Below are 17,443 nucleotides of genomic sequence, written 5' to 3'. Positions count from 1 at the left end.
ACCTGGTATCTGCCGATGCCGGGAATCGCTTTCACGGCGAAGCGGTGTTGTCCGCCCGCGCGGCCAGGGAGGTATAGACGGTCACCTCGTCGGGGCGGATGAGGCCGTCCTGGATGGCGCAGATGAGCAGCTTCTCCTTGGTGGGCGCGGGCCGTCCCGCCGCCGCGTACTTGACCCGGGCCCGGTCGATGTACTGGCGTACGGTCCGCTCCTTGATCCCCATCCGGGCCGCCACGGACGCCTTCGACATCGACTGGAACCAGAACAGCAGCGCGGCCCGCTCCTTGTCCGACAGTTGCGGCCGGTGCGGGCCCTCGTCCGTCGCGATCGCCTGCGCCATCGGCGGCGTCATGCTCGGCTTGTCGGCGGCCACCTCCAGGATGGTCTCGAGGCAGGACTCCCGGGTGGCCCGGCCCTTGCCGATGAACGCCGAAGCCCCCGCGTCCAGCACGGCGCGTACCGTCTCCGGCTCCTCGTGCTCGGAGAAGACGATGACCCGCTGCCCGCCTCCGCACAACTCGGCGACGCGGTCGATGACCAGGGTGCCGTTGAGGTTGAGATCGAGCATCAGCACGTCGGCGGCGGTGCCGCGGACGGACTCGATCGTGGACCCCTGGGCGACCAGCTCCACCGGGCTCGGCGGCCCGAACCACGATCTGACGCCGTCCACCACGACCTGGTGGTCCTCCACCAAGGCGACCGTCACGGGCCCTGCCAGATGCTGTTGACCCATACCTCCCCTCCCTGCCGCTGATAGGTGACGACGACCCCGCTGGGCTCGCGGATCGGGGTCGGGCTGATGGGCAGGTCGTCGTTGTCGGCCACGACGGCCACGCTCATCATGGTGGACATCGCGGACACGGTGACCCTGGCCCGCGATCTGGCGCCGTCCAGTGCCAGGATCGGCGCTCTGAGCAGGTCCTCTCGTACGCCCTCGGGCAGGTCGGGCAGGTTCTCGCCGAACGGCGGCGCCGTCACCAGGACCTTGCGCCGTTCGGCCGCGTCGATGCGTTCGCGTAGCGCCGACACCAGTTCGTCGGGCACATCCTCCCGTTCGGTGATGAGGCGGCGCAAGCGCATGGCCCCGGCCGTGCAGTCCGCGCGGACGCGGGGATCACCGGGATCGGCGCCGTCGGCGAGCTGTTTCAGCAGCGACTCCGCCACGTCGCGGATGGCGTCGTACCTGCGCAGCCGGTCGGCGTGGATGCGCCGGGCGGACTCCCGCCAGGCGTCGTCGGCGGCGAGCCGGCGGGCCAGCAGCACGGCGTCCTCGGCGCGGACGCGGAGGGTGTGACAGCCCGCCAGGTAACCGAGCTGCAGGGTGATGCTGCCGACCTCGACCATCAGGTACTTGGCGATGGAGACGCGGTCGAGCGTCCCGGTCACGGCCATGGCCGCCAGCATGATGCCGGCGTTGGCCGTGAGGAAGGCGAGCAGTTCGCCCCTGCCGTGCGGCCGGTTCCACAGGAGCATGACGCCGAGCCAGCCGACCGAGCCCCAGCCCCAGTCGATGGGGGCGATCAGGTCCTTCGGGTAGCAGGCCACGATCACCGCGATGTCCAGGGCCAGCACGGGGAGGGCGAGCTCGCGGCCCCTGGGCGGCCCGCTGGAGGTACGCAGCAGCGCCCGTGCGGCCACCACCGCGATCACGGTGTAGAGGATCCAGGACGCCGCCGCCACTGCCGGCCAGCGGAAGTCGTTCCAGCCGGTGATCGTGACCGTCAGGTCGTAGCCGGTGTGCCAGAGCAGGGCGATCATCACCGCGCCGATCGCGGTGTAGCGGGCATAGCGCTGCGCGACCTGCTCGATCTCCTCGGTCACGGCCGCCACCACAGTCTCACCCGGGTGCCCTGGCCGCCGGAGGAGATCTCGGCGCCGCCGTTCGGCAGGGACCGCATCGTGTCGAGGATCGATCCGCGCACGCCGAACCGGTCGGGCGGCAGCCGGTCCTGGTCGAACCCGCGGCCCTCGTCGGCGACCTCCACCCGGATCTCGCCGTCGTGCCTGCTCGAGAGCAGCTCCGCTTCGCGTACGCCGGCATGCAGCGCGACGTTCGCCAGGGCTTCGGTGACGGCGCGGGCGAAACTCTCCGCGACGTCCCCGGGCACGGTCTCCGGCTGCAGGCTCCGGCGGACGTCCAGGCCCGTCATCCGCCCGGCCACCTCCTCCAGCAGGGTGTCCAGGGCGATGGAGGCGGAGCCGGCGCGCGGCGTGTCACGGAGTTTCTCCAGCGCCGACAGGTCGGTCGCCGCCTGGTCGCGCAGGGTCGGCGAGGGCCCGTCGTAGGTGCCCAGCCCGACCATCGTCAGCGTGTGCAGTGACGTCTCGTGGATGCTGCCGACCTGCCGCAGCTCGTCCTCGCGCCGCAGCCGCTCCACCATGAGCGCGATCTCGGCGCGCGCGCTCTCTCTCAAGAAGGCGTCCGCCGAGGCCGAGGAGCGCCGCAGCAGCATCATCAGCACCACGATCGAGAGAATCTGGACGAGATGGGTCCCCGTCGTGATGATCACATTCGAGGAAGGGGTCGCGAGCCGCGCCCCGGCCAGATACGCCCCCGAGATGACCACGCCGGTGGGGATGACCACCTTGGGCGGCCAGGCGACCCCGGCGACGACGATGGTCATCGTGACCAGCCCCGCGATCCAGCTCGCGCCGGCCTCCAGCGCCTCCCTGGCCACGAGGTCGCGCTGCGCGAGGCATAACGCGACGGTGATGGCCACATCACCGGCCGCCAGCCAGGTGGGCAGCAACTCCCTGCGCCACACCAGGCGGGCGAACAGCAGGGTCCACCCGAGTTCCACCACCAGCAGGGGCGCCAGCCACCGGGCGGAGACCGGCGGGACGGCGCCGATCGTCGCGGCGATGACCGCCACCAGGCCCACGGCGACACGCGCTCCCGCGGCCGTACGCGCGATGGCCTTGTCCAATTGCCTGGCCGCCGAGTCGTATCTCGTGGAACCGGGGTGAGCCATGCGCCGTCCGCTCGCGATGAGAGCACAAAACGGGTCTCACGATAACGCACCCGGTAGGGGCGAGCGGGGTGTGGCGGCGGATGGGGTCGTGGGTCCGCATGGCTGTTTTCCTCGGGCCGGCTCTCCTGCGGTAGGCACCGCGTCTTCGCACCCTGGACCACCGGCGGCCGGGCCGCATGACGGCTGATCGGCCGTCAGCCGTCATCGTCGCGCGCGGGCGTCTACTGGGCGCGTGTCGCGATGACCGCGACGAGAGGGGACCTCATGACCTTCATCGTGATCACGATTCTGCTCTCCTGCCTGTCCGTGATGGCGGTTCGTGGTCACCGCGGCACCTGGCCGCCCGGCATGCCCGTGGCGCGGCCGCGGCTGTCGGCGGTGGGCGGTACGTACGAGGGCTCGCACCGCCGGCCGTCCGACGCCTACGTCATCCAGGAACGGCTGATCGCGGCGGCCAGCGGCGCGGACGGCAACCCCTCAGCCGCCTTGGCCCTGGGTGCCGTGGTCGCCGCCCGGCCCCACTACGCCGGGACGCAGGAGGCGGACATGGACAACTGGGCCCAGGCGGTACATCACTCCGTGCGTACCGCCTCCCTGCGCGATCCCGCCACGTCCGGCCTGGTCAGCACCTTGGATCTGATCATCCTCGATCTGGAGGACAGCCCGTGCCTGCGCTTCGCGCACGTCGGCGACGGCGCGATCTGGCACTGCGCGAGAAGCGAGCCGCCGCATCCGCTCACCACGCCGCGCTCCTTGGCGGACGGCTCAGTGCCGCGCGAGATCGGCCTGGCCTACGATCCGCAGGTCGGCACCGTGTCCCTGCGTCCGGGTGACCGCGTCGTCATCGTCACGAACGGCGCGATCCGCGCCCTCGGCGTCCCCCGCATGAGGGAGCTGTTCGCCGGTGGGCCGTCTCCCGCCGCCTGCCTGGACAGGGTGTTCGACGAGATGGCCGCCGTGGAGCCGAAGGACGACGCGACCGTGGTCATCGCGGACTACGTCACTACCTGAAGCTTCCCGTGGCGGTAGGTAATTCTGCATGGTCCGAGCGCGTCGGCACTGCTTCCATGAGGAGGGTCTCCGGTGGGGCCGGAGCCGCGACGAGCGGAGGAACCTTCATGGCCGACAGCCGGCTGCTCGATGAGACGTGGTTACGGGGCGTGCCCGGGGACTGGACGGGGATCAGGGGCAAGGTCACCTTCCCCTCCCGCGCCCAGGTCATCGAGCTGTCCGTGCAACTGGCCCGCGCCGTGCCCGGCAACATCGTCGAGTTCGGCGTCTGGAAGGGGTACTCCACCCGGGTGATCAGGGATGAGCTGTGGCGTAGCAGCCTCTGGGATCGCCGGCAACGCAGGAAGCGGATCTACGCCTGCGACTCCTTCCAAGGGCTTCCGGAAAGCTACGAGAACCTGCGGGCGGGCACCTTCGCGACGCCGGTGCCACGGCTCAGGGGCGTACGGATCGTCGAAGGGTTCTTCGAGGACTCCCTCACGCCTGAGCTCGCCGCCGAGGTGAACCAGGTCAGCCTGGTCCATTTCGACGCCGACCTCGAGTCCGCCACGGCCCACGCGCTGGCGTGGGTGACCCCGCTGCTGTCCGACGGGTGCCTGCTGCTGTTCGACGAGTTCTTCGGCGAGGATCCCGCCGAGTGCCGCGCCCTGGTGGAGTGGAGCGAGAAGACGGGCACCAGGACGGCCTTGGTCGCGATGTTCGGCAGGGAACCGAGCGGCAAGGGCGCCATGACCGACAGGCGAGCGCTGTTCCAGGTGATCGGGGCCCGCGAGGTCAGGAAGGCCCCGCCGCTGTTCCCGATCCGTCTGCGGAGGAAGCTGGCGGCGAACTGGTGAGCCACCCCGCGTACCGCGAGGCGAACAACCCCGGCAGACCACCGGTATGCAGGAACACCACCCGCATTCCCGGCGAAGCGCGCACCACGGCGAACAGGCCCGCCATCGCCTTGGCCGTATAGACGGGGTCGAGCAGCAACGCGTCGGTCCTGGCCGCCACCCGCAGCGCCACCAGCGCCGCGTCCGTCGGCGCCCCGTACCCCGCCCCGACCTGCGCGGTGTCCATCTGGCACCGGCCCGCCGGCCGGGGCAGCCCGGCATGGCTCGCCGCCTGGGCGGCGAGCTCCTCCACCGCCGCGCTCAGCCCGGGGCGCGCGCCGACGTCGACGCCGAGCACCTTGCCGTGGTCGCCGAAGCCGGCGACCAGGCCGGCGTGCGTGCCGCCCGAGCCGGCGGCCACCACGACCAGGTCGGGGTCCAGCCGCTGCCTCAGCTCGCGGGCCACCGGTATGTACGTGGCCGCGCCGAGCGCCGACGAGCCGCCGATCGGGATGGCGTACGGTCTGCGCCCCTGCTCGGCCAGCCGGCCGGCGCGTGCCTGGATGGCGGCCTCAAGCTCGTGGTACGGCATCGCCGCGGCCTCCAGGCGGTGAATGTGCGCCCCGAGTATCCGGTCCAGCAGGAAATTGCCGCTCTCGTCGCCTGGCCTGCCCGGTGTGAGGACAAGGTCGCAGTCGAGGCCGGCGATGTTGGCCGCGGCGGCGGTCATCCTGGCGTGGTTGCTCTGCGCGCCCCCGCCGGTCACCAGGTGATCGCATCCCTGGGCCACCGCGTGCGCGACGATCGCGGCCAGTTTGCGGGCCTTGTTACCGCCGCCGGCGAGGCCCGTCAGGTCTTCCCGCTTGACCCACAACTGGTCGGCGTCCACGCCGAGGTGCCTCGCCAGATTCGGCAGCCGGTGCAGCGGAGTGTCCTCGATGGGGAGAATCATGGGCTCCTCCTGTCTGGGGACCTGGCAGGATTTTCCCATGGATGTCCGGGATCGAGTTCGAGGCTGCCTGCTCGGCGGGGCGATCGGCGACGCGCTGGGGGCGCCGATCGAGTTCCAGTCACTCAGGGAGATCCGCAAAAACTGGGGCAACGACGGCATTTCCGCATATGTCACCGATTGGCGGGGCAAGACCGGGCTGATCACGGATGACACGCAGATGACGCTCTTCACTGTGGAGGGCCTCACCCGCGCCGAGACCGCGGACGACGCCGTGGAGTCGGTACGGCAGGCGTACCAGCGCTGGCTGGACACCCAGGACCATCCGGCACCTCCGCCCCCGGACCGCCCGCATCGTACGGGCCGGCTGCGCGAGGAGGGCTGGCTGTACTCCCGGCGGGCACCGGGCAACGCCTGCCTGTCGGGGCTGCACCGGCACTTTCCCGGCCCGGCCCCGCTCGGCGAGCCGGGCCCGGTGAACCCCGATTCCAAGGGCTGCGGCACGGTCATGCGCTCGGCACCGTTCGGCCTGGCCGTCAGGGACCCGCGGGCCGCCTTCGAACTGTCCGCCGCCTGCGCGCAGATCACCCACGGGCATCCGACCGGCTCCCTGGCCGCCGGGGCGTTCGCCGCGATCGTCGCGCTCCTGGTGGCGGGGAAGCCGCTGACGCACGCCGTACAGGACACCCTGGATCTGCTGGCCACCTACCCCCGGCATGAGGAGACGGCCGGCGCGCTCCGCGCGGCGGACGAGCTGGCCCGCGGCGGTGAGCACACGCCGGAGGCGGTCGAGTCGCTCGGCGGGGCGTGGGTCGCCGAGGAGGCGCTGGCGATCGGGGTCTACTGCGCACTGGTGGAGCCGTCGGTCGAACGGGCGATGCTGCTGTCGGTCAACCACTCGGGAGACAGCGACTCCACGGGCTCGGTCTGCGGCAACCTCCTGGGTGCCGCGCACGGCGCCGCCGTGTTCCCGGCCGAGTGGTCGCGTCCGCTGGAGGGGCGGGAGACGATCGAGCGCCTCGCCGACGAGCTCTTGGCCGCGCGTGACCACCTCCCTTAGGGGGAGAGACCGCGGGCTGCGGCCAGCAGCGCCTGGTTGACCGTCGCTTCCAGCAGACCCGCATCCTCCGCGGCGGCCGGGTCGGTGTGGAAGGCGTAGTGCTCCACCGCCGTCCGGAGCGCGGTGTTGATCATGGCGGCCTGCACGGTGATGACCAGGTCGGGGCTGGACATCCCGGCGCGCTGGGCGAGCGCGGCGGCGAAAACCGGCTCGGCCTCCCTGTGCGCCTCCAGCCACACCGCGCGTAGTCCCGGCTCGCTGCCGGTCAGCCGTACGAGGTTGAGCAGCGCCGTTCGGTCGGCGGCGAGCTCGCCGGCACTGCCCTGCATGGCGTCGAGCAGCTCCGTCACTCCCTGGTCGGGGCGCCATGAGCGCAGGCAGCGCCTGGTGACTTCGATCCCGCCGGTCAGCAAGGGCAGGACGCAGCTCTCCTTGTTCGGAAAGTAGCGCCACAGCGTGCGAGCGGAGATTCCGGCCGCCGCGGCGATCTCCTCCGCGGATGTGCCGCCGACGCCGTTGGTGGTGAACAGGCGGACCGCCTCTCGGGCGATCTCCAGACGGGTCGCGGCCTTGCGCCGTTCGGTCAGGGGCGGGCGCCCCATCCGCGCGGTGGAGCGAGTCGTGGCCACCCCGACCGGCGCCCGTGCGTCGCGAGACACCTCTACCTCCCGAGCCTGTCGTGCACACGACCCTGGGACGCTACCACTTTCTGTCGCCTCCTGACTATCTGGCGCTTAGCGACAAAAAGTCGTACGGTCTCCTGACCAGGTCTTATCGGCGGGCACCTGTAGCCCTGATGAGGCCCCATGACGTACGACCGCGAGGGAGCGGAACATGAGCAGCAGTGGCCTGGAAGACAGCAGCGTCATCGTGACCGGCGCCGGATCGGGCATCGGGCGGGCCGCCGCTCTGCGTTTCGCCCAAGAGGGGGCCAAGGTGGTGGTGGCCGACCTCAACGGTGAGGCCGCCAAGGCCGTCGTGGCGGAGATCCAGGAGGCTGGCGGTACCGCGGTGGCGGTGACCGGCGATCTGAGCGACCCCGCGGTGGTCGGCCAGGTCGTCGCCACCGCCGTGGACACCTTCGGCGGCCTGGACGTCCTGGTCAACAACGCCGGCATCATGGACCAGATGTCCGGCACGGCCGACGTCTCCGACGCCGAATGGGAACGGGTGATCCGGGTCAACCTGACCGCGCCGTTCCTGCTCACCCGCGCCGCACTGCCGCACATGCTGGCCAAGGGCAAGGGCGCGATCGTCAACACCGCATCCGAGGCGGCCCTGCGCGGCAGCGCGGCCGGCACCGCGTACACCGTCTCCAAGCACGGCATCGTCGGACTCACCCGGTCGGTCGCGGTCATGTACCGCAACGCCGGCATCCGCGCCAACGCCATCGCCCCAGGCGGTACCAAGACCGGCATCATCGTCGACGCCGACCCCGCCGCGCATGGCCCGCAGACCATCGGCGCGTACATGCACAACGTCGGCCGTCCCGCCGAGGCGGACGAACAGGCCGCCGCCATCGTGTTCCTCGCCTCGGACGCCGCCAGCAACATCAACGGCGTCGTCCTTCCCGTCGACAACGGCTGGGCCGCGGTCTAGCCCGGCGGCGCGCCTTCGTCGAGACCGTTCCGGAGGTGTACTGGCGGATACGGGAAATATCATGATCGGCCATGAGATTCGTGACCGTCCTCGTCCTCCTGCTCGCGGTGTGCGGCGGGGACGAGCACGCGAAGCGGGTGGCCAAGTGGCGGCTGACGTACGCGGGGCAGGGATTGGCCGGCGGCCGGTGGGTGTACCGGCCATGGGCCAGCGCATACGATCGTGGGCTGGTCGCCGTCGGGGCCAAGGACGACGTCTGGATCTCCGAACACGGCGGCCCGGACGACTACTCCGGATCCGGGCTCAGCCACTGGGACGGCCGCTCGTGGAAACCGGTTCGCAAGCCGAGCCCGTACGGCGACCTTGACCAGATCTCGCGCGTCGCCGCCCCCGGCAAGGGCGAGGTGTGGGCGGTGATCCATCCCTCGGGACCGGCCACGGTGCTACGACGGGGACGCGTCCGGATGGGCCACCACCCCCCTGCCCCCGCGCCTGGCTGCCCTCCTTCACCGGCCGGCACCTTCTTCGGCATGGCGGCCCGCGCCCACGACGACGTGTGGCTGGTGACGCAGGGCGGCTTCGAGCGGTCCGGGTCCTGCGAGGTGCCCGACCGCGGCATGGTCGCGCGCTGGGACGGCACCGCGTGGAGGTGGCTGGACCAACCGCCGACGGCCTCCTTCATCCCGACGAACGGGCCATCGGTTGTCAAGGTCTTGCCGTCTTCGACCCGCACGGTGGTCGCGTTCTCGGGCAGGCCCATCGGCAGCCCGGGGGTGACGCCCGGCGTCTGACTGATCCCTTGGTAGTCGGCGCGGACCTGCTGCTGCTCCTCCTCGGGGAGCGCGGCCTGTCGCTCAAGCGCGGTGCCTTGATAGATCAGCATGGCGTACTTCATCGCATCCTCCTCGTCGCTACCAGATAGTCACGCAGCAAGACGAACGACGAGGCGGGAAATCGACAGCCGCATGTCCGGAAATTTCCGTCATATCGGCATCGCTGGGTGGCGAAAGTCGCCATGATATGTCCCGATCTTGCTGTGCCGTCTGACAGATAGGAGCCGACGCATGTTACGTACCGTTCCGGGGACCGCGGTCACCCGCAGGGCCCTGCTCAGCGCGGGGATGGGCGCGGTGGCGCTCGGCCTCACCGGCTTACGCGGCACCCCGGCCACCGCCGCCGTACGCGCGGCGAACCGCTTCGAGTTGACCTCCTCCCCGGCGGCGCTGATGACCGGAACGGCGCTGTACGACGAGACGGTGCTGCAGTCCTTCGCCTTCGACAACGTCAACGGCCACCTCTACACCGTGCAGGTACGCAACGGCTCCGGCTCCGCCGCCGCGGGAAACCTGTGCGTCACCAAGCTCAGCCTGGCCGGTGCGATCCTCGGCCACATGTACCTCACGGGATTCGGGCACGGCGTCCAGATCGGGGTGGAACCGTCGGGCACGTCGGCCTACCTCTGGACCGAAACGGATGGGGTGTCCGACGGCTCCACCTCCTGGGGCAGCAAGCTGGCCCGGTTCAAGTTCGTGAACGGCCAGACGCTCACGACCGCGTCCACCGCCCTGACGAAGTACGCGCCGGTCGCCGGCGCCGGCAGCACGACCTGCGCGATCGACCCCTCCACCAACCGCCTCATCATGCGATACGTCCTCAACGGCCAGCGCCACTTCACCGCCTTCACCCTCTCGGCGGTCAAGGCGGGCGGTAACCCCACTCCCCTGTACGACATCACCCAGCCTGCCGGACTGGGCACATTCCAGGGGTACACGGCCTACGGGCAGTACCTGTACCTGCTCGACGGCACCGCGTACAGCGACGACAACCCCTCCCCCGGCAACACCTACCTCACCTCCGTGGACCTGGCGAACGGCGCAGTGGTACAGCGCTCCTTCACCCAGGCCTGGAAGTCACTGACCTTCCGCGAACCGGAGGGCATGGCGATCCAGCTCACGGCCGCCGGCCCACGCCTGTGCTTCGGCTTCGCCACCGGCGAGTCCGGCGCCCGCCAGGTCGCCATCATCTACAAGAACACCTTGGTCTAGTCCTGCTCCAGACGCCCGGAGCAGGGCGTCCTCAGGCCGGATACCCCGCTCAGGGCCTCTGCCCGCGCATGTCCAGCCGTGACCGCGCCGATCGACGACGCCGCCCGGAGCCGTCAGAGGGCGTAGTTGCGGAGGACCGCGAGTGCCTGGAGGCCGTGCGGGCCCGTTGCCTTCAGCGTTGAGTCGGCGGGGGCCAGGCGGCGGGCGCCGACGCGGCAGAAGTCGGCGGCCGGCCCCGTGATGGTGGAGGGGGCGGCGGGATCGCCGAAGCGCCAGAGGTCGCCGTCGGGTGAGGTGAGCTCACAGTAGACGGGTCCACCCTCGACACCCTCGACGTCGAAGGCGTACGGCAGGGTGCGGTGGCCGAGCCAGGCGATGTGGCGCAGGCGCGCGGTGTCGGGGTAGGGGATGCCGAGCGGGGCGGTGATGTCGTAGGCATGGGCCCAGTGTTCGGCCAGACGGGTGGTGGCAAGGGTCGCCGGGGACAGCGGGATGGCCACCCACGACAGACGTGTGCCCTTGGGCTGGGCGCGCAGGGCGGCGGGGGTGGCGGAGGCGGCCGTGCGCCAGCGGGCCAGGAGGTCGGCGGGGGTGATGTCGCGCTGGGCGGCCACGAGGGTGTCCGCCACGGCGTCGATGCCCTCGCCACCGACCACGACGTCGTCACCCGCTACCGAGGCGGCGACGAGTTCCTCGGTCTGGGCCAGGTGGAGGACCACGTCGGAGACGGTCCAGCCCGCCGCGGCCGAGGGGTGGGACCACCGGGCGGGGGCGAGAGCGGCCAGGACGGCGTCCAACTGCTCGTACTCGGCTGCGAGGTCGTCGAAAATGTCCGTCATGGGGCACAAGTCTACCGAACAATATTCTGCTAAGGCAGACAGCACCGACGCCGACGTCAGAGCAGGTCCGCCAGGACCCTGCGCTGGTAGGAGGTGAGGGGCGGCCGGGTCGCGTCGCGGGCGATCTGGGCGGCGCGGGCGCGGTCGCCCAGCCGGGACAGGGCCCGCGCGCACAGGTACGCCACCAGACCGTGATCACGCCCTCCGACCAGGGCCGCCTCCACCTCGACGGACGCCTCCTCGACGCGGTCCAGCTCGGCCAGTGCCAGGGCGCGGGCGGCGATGGTGGCCGGTTCGGCGGGCTCGCGTACCCGGTCGAGGTCGCGTAACGCCGGTACGGGCTTGCCCAGGTCGGCCAGGATCTCGCCACGCGCCCGCAGCGCGATGGGGGTGTCGCCGTCCACCGACAGCACGCCGTGCAGGATGGCCAGCGCCGCCTGCGGGTTGCCCGTGTGCCACACCGTTATGGCCAGCTCGACCTGGACGGTGAGGTCGCTCGGCACCCGGCCCACGGCGGATCGCAGCTCGTTCATGGCCTCGTCCGGACGGCCCTGATGCAGGATCACCCGGCCGGCCGCGGCCAGCGAGCGGCCCACGGCCGGGGTGTCGCGCAGCCGCTCGTACACCTGGCTGGCCTGCTTGTAGCACCGCTCGGCGGTCGACCAGTCGCCGCGCGCGTGCGCGAGGTTGCCGAGAAAGGACTCGATCTCCGCGCGGGTGCGCAGCTCGTCCTCACCGCAGGACCGCCTGGCCTTCTCGCCGTGCGTCTCGGCCAGCGCGAGGTCGCCGTCCGCCAGCACCTGCTCGGCCACGCGCAGGTGCTCGGCGGCGCTCATGGGCGCCTGGCCGGAGCCGGGTTGGGAGCGCGCGCCGCCGAGCGCGTGCAGCACCGGCTGGAGCAGCCGGTCGTGCTGGAGTTCGCACCAGCGCGAGCCCGAACGCATCTCCGCCTTGAGCACGTGCCGGTCGATCAGCGCCTTGACCACGCTGTTCGGCATGCCGGCGGTCTGGGTCTCGCCCTCGTACGCGGTGCCGCGGGTGCCGAGGGTGGTGATGAAGTTCTCCCGCAGCCAGGCGCTGAGCCGGTCGACGGGGATCTCGTGGTCGTGCGCGATCTCCGCGAGGGCCTGGTCGAGGAAGTCGCCCAGGGAGCGGTCGATGTCCGCGTGCCGTTCCACGTACTCCGGCGTGATGACCGTCAGGCCGGGCGGGCAGGAGTTCCACAGCGCGGAGCAGACGATCTGCAGTTGCACCGGCTCGACGGTGTCCACGGTGTAGGAGGCGGGGGTGCCGGTGCCGTGCAGCCGCACCGTGCGCAGCTCCTTGACCAGGGTCTCGGCGGCTTGGGGCGCGTAGGAGCGCTCTGTTCCGGCGAGCGGTTGCTTGATCGCGGCCAGCGCCTCCTCTTCCTGGAACGGGGTCAGCACCACCGACGCCGACGGCCCGCCGCTCCGCAGCGGCTCCCCGTGGGCCATGAGCCTGGCCAGGTAGTCCTCCCTGATCGACAGGAGCAGGCGCAGGTCCTCGTTGTCGTCCAGGGCCTCGGCGAGCTGGGCGATGAAGGGGTCGCGGAAGCCCTGGCGGTACGGGAAGTCGAAGAAGAGCTCTTCGGCCTGGTCGATGGCCACCAGGATGGGGATGGGGTCGCCGTACTTGTCGATCCTGGGCCCGCGACGCCGCAGGAACTGCTGGACGGTGAGCCCCGACAGCCGCGTGAGCGACTCGCCCGGCGCCCACGACGACAGCAGCGCCACCGTGAACGGATTGCGCTCGGGCAGCGCGGCCATCGGGAAGGCGGAGCCGTGGGAGAGCCGCCCGATCGGCAGCACGTCCACCCGCTTGTCCGCCAGCTCCGGCAGCACTCCCGCCGCCAGCACGGACGTCTTGCCCACTCCGGACGGTCCGTGCAGCATCGTGAGCCGGTGCGCCTGCCACATCACGGAGATCTCGTACGCCTTGGCGTCGCGCCCGAAGAAGCGCTCCTGGTCGTCCTTGGTGTACGAACGCAGGCCCACGTACGGCTCGGCCTCGAAGGCGCCGGTCGGCGGCTCGGCGATCACGACCGGTTCCCCATCCGCTCGTCCAGTTCCGCGCAGAACTGGCGGGGGGTGCCCCAGAAGATGGAGACCTCCCATCCGTCGAAATACCGGTCGAGATATTCCTTGGCGCGCAGGGCGGCTCCGGGTTTGACGTTCTCGTTCTCGGGTGTGAGCTGAACGCTGACATGACGCCGGCGGCGGATGGCCGGGTAACGTCTGATCAGTCCATGGAACAGCACCCGAAATGTCCATTCCTGCAGTGTGTAGCCGAGAAGGAGCAGGGGCCGGTTCGCCAGGGCGTCGAGAATGATCGGCGGAATCACGTGCCGGTTGTTCTGTGCTCGCGCGGTCGTCAGGTGGACCAGGAAGTCGATGTAGTCGTCTTCGGTCAGCACCATGGACGACGGGAGGCTCGTGCTTCCGTGGAGATGGTAGACCATCGGCCGGTTGGCGTCGGGGCGTATTCCCGCGCCCCGCTCGAACAGGTTTCTGTCATACGGCACACCCTCGTGCCACGGGCAAATCGCCGCGCTGGGCTCCTTGCCGCAACCGCGGAGCGCCCGTACGAGGAAGTCGTCGTAATTGGTGGTCAGGAACACCGGAATGGGAAAGCCGGCGATGGAGGAGTGGATTTCGCCCGGAGCCGTGAAGTCGGGCGGCCCGATCGCCGTGAGGCGGCGGCTGAGTTCGTGCTTGAGCCCGGAGTCGCCAAGGACACTACGGACATACTGCATAACTCTGGCTAAATCGCCATCGTCAGCGAAGGGATAGTCGAAACGGGCCGCCCACTCGCGGCTCAACTCCCCGCTGGACGGGAGGTTGCCGTCGCTGGCCCCCGCACCGATGAACGGCGTGCAGTCACCGGTACGGAGCTGATCGATCAGCCGGGCCCAGTCGGAGTCCTTCATCCGGGACGACCTGCTCTCCTGGCACGATGAGGGCGTGGAGCACGAGGTACGTCCCTATTTTTAGCCGGTCGCGGCGGGCCCGTCGATGCTCTGGCTGAACCCCGCGATCGGTCCCATCGCGTCCTCGCCCGCACGCAGCAACATCCGCAGGGCATGGGCGAGCGCTGACTCGTCCACCTTGTCGAGGTCGGCGAGCGACAAGCCGCTCACATCGACGAGGCCGGGCGGTTCGGTCAGCTCATCGCTCATTGAAGCTCCTATGTTCCGGAACTCGGGACACAAAAATCACGCCAACCCTATCGGTCTCCATATGGCGCCGTCCGTAAGGGAGACGTAAATGTTCGAGCGGCACGAAACGCTCTAAGATGACGGCGGATGTGGTCGTCAGCCGGAGGCGTGACGTGACAGGTTCGCAGCCAGAGTCGGTCCGAACGTCGGGACGGGTTCCCGAGGTCTGGGGCAAGGTCCCCGCCCGCAACGTCAACTTCACCGGCCGGTCCGTCCTGCTGGAGCGCTTGCACGCGGGCCTGTCCACCGAGGTGACCGCCGTCGTCCCGCACGCCCTGCACGGCCTGGGCGGAGTGGGCAAGACCCAGCTCGCGGTCGAGTACGCGCATCGGTTCAGGTCCGAATACGACGTGGTGTGGTGGATCCCCGCCGATCAGCCCGTCCTGGTCAAGTCATCGCTGGCCGGTCTGGCGCCGCATCTCGGCCTGCAGGCCGCCACCCGGAGCGGGGCCGAGGACGCGGCCGACGCGGTGCTCGACGCGCTGCGCCGCGGCGAACCGTACGACCGCTGGCTCCTGGTCTTCGACAACGCCGACCAGCCGGAGGAGATCAGCGAGCTCATCCCCCAAGGGCCGGGGCAGGTGATCGTCACCTCGCGCAACCACCGCTGGCAGGGCATCGTCGACACCGTCGCGGTCGACGTCTTCGACCGCCAGGAGAGTGTGGAGTTCCTCTCCAGGCGCGCGTCACTGTCCAGCACCGACGCCGACCGGCTCGCGGAGCAGCTCGGTGACCTCCCGCTGGCGCTGGAGCAGGCGGGCGCGCTGCACGTGGAGACCGGCATCTCGGTGGACGACTATCTCCGGCTGCTGAAAGAGCAGACCAGCGCGCTGCTTTCGGAGAGCAAGCCGTCCGAATACCCGATGCCCATGACCGCCGCGTGGGCACTGTCGGTCGCGCAACTGCGCAGCAAGCTGCCCGAGGCCGTCGACGTGCTGCGCTGCTGCGCCTTCTTCGGCCCGGAGCCGATTCCGCGCGACGTCTTCCGCCGGGCCGGCCATCAGGCGTCCGACGCCAGGTTGAGCAGCATCTTCGGTGACACGATCCTGCTCACCAGGGCGATCAGGGAGCTGGGCAGGTTCGCGCTGGCGACCATCGACTCGCAGGCGCGCACGATCCAGGTACACCGGCTGGTCCAGGCGCTGCTGCGGGACGAGCTGGACGAGGACGAGCGCCGCCGTTTCCGGCACGAGGTGCACCTCCTGCTCGCCGGCGCGGCGCCGAAGGTGCCCGACGAGACGGCAAGCTGGGGGCGTTACAACGAGCTGATCGCGCACATCCTGCCCTCGCAGGTGGCCGACTGCGCCGAGCCGGCGGTCCGCACCATGGTCCGCGACGTCCTCTACTACCTCTATCGATCAGGCAACTACCAGTCCGCGCGGATCTTCGCGGAGCGGTTCGTGGAGCGGTGGACCGAGAGGTCGGGGCCCGAGCACCCCGACGTGCTGATCGCCCAGCGCCACCTCGGCGGCATCATCCGCGAGCTGGGCGAATACCGGGCCGCCTACGACCTCGACAGCGCCACGCTGGCCAAGATGACCGAGGTGCTCGGTCCGGAGGACCCCGAGACCCTGGTGCTCAGCAGCGGGTTCGCGGCCGACCTTCGGGCCGCCGGCGACTGGTCGGCGGCCAGGGAGCTGGACGAGCGGCTGCAGACCCAGCACACGACCGTGTTCGGCGAGCAGGCGCCGGCGACCCTGCAGATCATGAACAACCTGGCCATCGACTACGGCCTCAACAGCGACTACACGGCGGCCAGGGCCCTGCACGACGTCGTGCACCGCAAGCAGAACGAGAGCGAGGAGCGGATCGGCGAGGCCGACGTGCTCAACAACTGGAACGGCCTGGCCAGGTCCGTCCGGCTGAGCGGCGACTCGCGGGAGGCGGTCGACCTCGGTGAGGACGCCTACGCCTACGGCGTCCAGGAACTCGGCGCCGAGCACCTGTGGACCCTGAAGACGGCCCGCGACCTGTCGATCGCCAAGCGCCGGGCAGGCGACTTCGACGGCTCGCTCGAGCTGGCCAAGGACGTGCACGCGCGCCTGCAGCGCATCATGGGCGATCACCATCCCGAGACGGTCGCGGCGGCCAGCAACCTGTCCAACGCCCTGCGCGCGACCGGCGACATCAACGCCGCCTACGACATCGCCGAGCAGGCGGTGGCGAGATACCAGGCCATCTACGGGGACACCCACCCCTATGTGTACGGCTGCGCGACCAATCTGGCGGTCCTCCAGAGGCTGCGCGGCGACGCCGAGGCGGCCATGCGCACCGACGAGCGGGCGCTGACCGGCCTCGACGGCAGGCTCGGCCGTGACCATCACTACGCCCTGACCTGCGCCGTCAACCTCGCCAGCGACCATGCCGCACTGGACGACCACGAGGAGGCGATGCGGCTGGGCACGGAGACGCTCGCCCGGCTGCGCAGGATCTTCAGCGGCGAATATCCCCAGCTGCTCGCCTGCCTGTCCAACCTCGTCCTCGACACGCGCGCGTGCGGCCGGCAAGAGGAGGCCGACGCGCTGTACGCCGAGGCCCAGCGCGGTTACGCCGGAGCCATGGGCCTCGATCATCCCGACGCGCGGCTCGCCCTGGAAGAGGGCGCGCGCATGGACTGCGACTTCGACCCGCCCCCCATCTGATCCGGCCCCGGATGGGCGCCTCTCATCGCCATGGCGAAGTCGTGATATAAGGCCGCATGATCGCTCTGGCGCGCCTTGCGGAGCGTAAGTCGAAGCCCCAGGAACAGGATCAGGAAACGCAGCGCACCCAGTAGAAAAGTGGCGGCCGAGAAAAGCAGGATGGTTTCGGGCCACATTGTGCCTCCCTTGCGATATGTCCTGTATGCAGGGAAGCCGGGGGTGGCGGTGTCCCGCAATGATCCTGGTCAATGCAGGAAGAGTCTGGACGACCCGGTA

General features: G+C 70.3%; 16 protein-coding genes. 7 read left to right on the top strand and 9 right to left on the bottom strand.

Going from position 1 to position 17,443, the window contains the following annotated elements:
* Positions 1-31 precede the first annotated feature (31 nt).
* The 3 genes from KLK06_RS18905 to KLK06_RS18895 are packed head-to-tail and all read right to left on the bottom strand — an operon-like array spanning position 32 to position 2,972.
* The gene (locus KLK06_RS18905; protein WP_250905569.1) at positions 32-733 is read right to left on the bottom strand and encodes a response regulator; all 702 of its coding nucleotides are present in this window, start codon (positions 731-733) and stop codon (positions 32-34) included.
* Entirely contained in the window at positions 703-1,821 is a 1,119-nt protein-coding gene (locus tag KLK06_RS18900) for a hypothetical protein (RefSeq protein ID WP_214636780.1), read from the bottom strand. The genes KLK06_RS18905 and KLK06_RS18900 overlap by 31 nt, the downstream gene beginning before the upstream one ends.
* Positions 1,818-2,972 (bottom strand): sensor histidine kinase, encoded by a 1,155-nt coding sequence (locus KLK06_RS18895; RefSeq protein WP_214636779.1) that lies wholly within the window; start codon positions 2,970-2,972, stop codon positions 1,818-1,820. The genes KLK06_RS18900 and KLK06_RS18895 overlap by 4 nt, the downstream gene beginning before the upstream one ends.
* 264 nt (positions 2,973-3,236) lie before the next feature.
* Here KLK06_RS18895 and KLK06_RS18890 point away from each other — a divergent pair, with 264 nt between their 5' ends.
* Together KLK06_RS18890 and KLK06_RS18885 are read left to right on the top strand one after the other, a co-directional pair.
* Positions 3,237-3,983: a SpoIIE family protein phosphatase gene (locus KLK06_RS18890; RefSeq protein WP_214636778.1), complete on the top strand. Its 747-nt coding sequence runs from the start codon at positions 3,237-3,239 to the stop codon at positions 3,981-3,983.
* A gap of 107 nt (positions 3,984-4,090) precedes the next feature.
* Positions 4,091-4,819, top strand: coding sequence for a TylF/MycF/NovP-related O-methyltransferase (locus tag KLK06_RS18885; RefSeq protein WP_214636777.1), 729 nt, complete (start codon positions 4,091-4,093; stop codon positions 4,817-4,819).
* Here the strand turns inward: KLK06_RS18885 and KLK06_RS18880 are convergent.
* Positions 4,758-5,750, bottom strand: coding sequence for a 1-aminocyclopropane-1-carboxylate deaminase/D-cysteine desulfhydrase (locus KLK06_RS18880; protein WP_214636776.1), 993 nt, complete (start codon positions 5,748-5,750; stop codon positions 4,758-4,760). The two genes, KLK06_RS18885 and KLK06_RS18880, sit on opposite strands and share 62 nt — an antisense overlap.
* A 37-nt stretch (positions 5,751-5,787) precedes the next feature.
* On the opposite strand from KLK06_RS18880, the gene KLK06_RS18875 reads away from it, so the two are divergent.
* Complete coding sequence (locus tag KLK06_RS18875; protein WP_214636775.1) at positions 5,788-6,807, top strand: ADP-ribosylglycohydrolase family protein; 1,020 nt, start codon at positions 5,788-5,790, stop codon at positions 6,805-6,807.
* On the opposite strand, the gene KLK06_RS18870 is transcribed toward KLK06_RS18875, so the two are convergent.
* Positions 6,804-7,466, bottom strand: coding sequence for a TetR/AcrR family transcriptional regulator (locus tag KLK06_RS18870; protein WP_214636774.1), 663 nt, complete (start codon positions 7,464-7,466; stop codon positions 6,804-6,806). The two genes, KLK06_RS18875 and KLK06_RS18870, sit on opposite strands and share 4 nt — an antisense overlap.
* 175 nt (positions 7,467-7,641) lie before the next feature.
* Between KLK06_RS18870 and KLK06_RS18865 the strand changes: the two genes are divergently transcribed.
* From KLK06_RS18865 to KLK06_RS18855, 3 genes are all read left to right on the top strand, one after another.
* Positions 7,642-8,406, top strand: coding sequence for an SDR family NAD(P)-dependent oxidoreductase (locus KLK06_RS18865; RefSeq protein ID WP_214636773.1), 765 nt, complete (start codon positions 7,642-7,644; stop codon positions 8,404-8,406).
* Between the two features lie 71 nt (positions 8,407-8,477).
* Positions 8,478-9,197: a hypothetical protein gene (locus KLK06_RS18860; RefSeq protein WP_214636772.1), complete on the top strand. Its 720-nt coding sequence runs from the start codon at positions 8,478-8,480 to the stop codon at positions 9,195-9,197.
* 273 nt (positions 9,198-9,470) lie between these two features.
* Entirely contained in the window at positions 9,471-10,451 is a 981-nt protein-coding gene (locus KLK06_RS18855; RefSeq protein ID WP_214636771.1) for a teichoic acid biosynthesis protein C, read from the top strand.
* A 113-nt stretch (positions 10,452-10,564) separates the two neighbouring features.
* On the opposite strand, the gene KLK06_RS18850 is transcribed toward KLK06_RS18855, so the two are convergent.
* The 4 genes from KLK06_RS18850 to fxsA are packed head-to-tail and all read right to left on the bottom strand — an operon-like array spanning position 10,565 to position 14,486.
* The gene (locus tag KLK06_RS18850; RefSeq protein WP_214636770.1) at positions 10,565-11,290 is read right to left on the bottom strand and encodes a maleylpyruvate isomerase family mycothiol-dependent enzyme; all 726 of its coding nucleotides are present in this window, start codon (positions 11,288-11,290) and stop codon (positions 10,565-10,567) included.
* A 56-nt stretch (positions 11,291-11,346) separates the two neighbouring features.
* On the bottom strand, positions 11,347-13,350 hold the full coding sequence (locus KLK06_RS62360; RefSeq protein ID WP_214636769.1) for a tetratricopeptide repeat protein: 2,004 nt from the start codon (positions 13,348-13,350) through the stop codon (positions 11,347-11,349).
* A complete protein-coding gene (locus KLK06_RS18840) occupies positions 13,347-14,237 on the bottom strand; it encodes an SIR2 family protein (RefSeq protein WP_214636768.1) in 891 nt (296 codons plus the stop codon). Before KLK06_RS18840 ends, KLK06_RS62360 begins: the two co-directional genes overlap by 4 nt.
* 60 nt (positions 14,238-14,297) lie before the next feature.
* On the bottom strand, positions 14,298-14,486 hold the full coding sequence (fxsA, locus tag KLK06_RS18835; RefSeq protein ID WP_214636767.1) for an FxSxx-COOH cyclophane-containing RiPP peptide: 189 nt from the start codon (positions 14,484-14,486) through the stop codon (positions 14,298-14,300).
* 152 nt (positions 14,487-14,638) lie between these two features.
* Between fxsA and fxsT the strand changes: the two genes are divergently transcribed.
* Positions 14,639-17,167, top strand: coding sequence for an FxSxx-COOH system tetratricopeptide repeat protein (fxsT, locus tag KLK06_RS18830; protein ID WP_308168324.1), 2,529 nt, complete (start codon positions 14,639-14,641; stop codon positions 17,165-17,167).
* Positions 17,168-17,443 lie beyond the last annotated feature (276 nt).

Origin of the sequence: Nonomuraea sp. NEAU-A123, assembly GCF_018603905.1 — a bacterium.
Taxonomy (GTDB): domain Bacteria; phylum Actinomycetota; class Actinomycetes; order Streptosporangiales; family Streptosporangiaceae; genus Nonomuraea.
This window is presented reverse-complemented; position numbering and strand designations above follow the sequence as displayed.

Coding starts and splice junctions, on each gene's coding strand:
- KLK06_RS18895 (WP_214636779.1), bottom strand. CDS start 2,972: ATGGCTCACCCCGGTTCCACGAGATACGACTCGGCGGCCAGGCAATTG.
- KLK06_RS18840 (WP_214636768.1), bottom strand. CDS start 14,237: ATGAAGGACTCCGACTGGGCCCGGCTGATCGATCAGCTCCGTACCGGT.
- KLK06_RS18905 (WP_250905569.1), bottom strand. CDS start 733: ATGGGTCAACAGCATCTGGCAGGGCCCGTGACGGTCGCCTTGGTGGAG.
- KLK06_RS18865 (WP_214636773.1), top strand. CDS start 7,642: ATGAGCAGCAGTGGCCTGGAAGACAGCAGCGTCATCGTGACCGGCGCC.
- KLK06_RS18850 (WP_214636770.1), bottom strand. CDS start 11,290: ATGACGGACATTTTCGACGACCTCGCAGCCGAGTACGAGCAGTTGGAC.
- KLK06_RS18860 (WP_214636772.1), top strand. CDS start 8,478: ATGAGATTCGTGACCGTCCTCGTCCTCCTGCTCGCGGTGTGCGGCGGG.
- KLK06_RS18880 (WP_214636776.1), bottom strand. CDS start 5,750: ATGATTCTCCCCATCGAGGACACTCCGCTGCACCGGCTGCCGAATCTG.
- fxsA (WP_214636767.1), bottom strand. CDS start 14,486: ATGAGCGATGAGCTGACCGAACCGCCCGGCCTCGTCGATGTGAGCGGC.
- KLK06_RS18885 (WP_214636777.1), top strand. CDS start 4,091: ATGGCCGACAGCCGGCTGCTCGATGAGACGTGGTTACGGGGCGTGCCC.
- KLK06_RS18855 (WP_214636771.1), top strand. CDS start 9,471: ATGTTACGTACCGTTCCGGGGACCGCGGTCACCCGCAGGGCCCTGCTC.
- KLK06_RS18890 (WP_214636778.1), top strand. CDS start 3,237: ATGACCTTCATCGTGATCACGATTCTGCTCTCCTGCCTGTCCGTGATG.
- KLK06_RS18875 (WP_214636775.1), top strand. CDS start 5,788: ATGGATGTCCGGGATCGAGTTCGAGGCTGCCTGCTCGGCGGGGCGATC.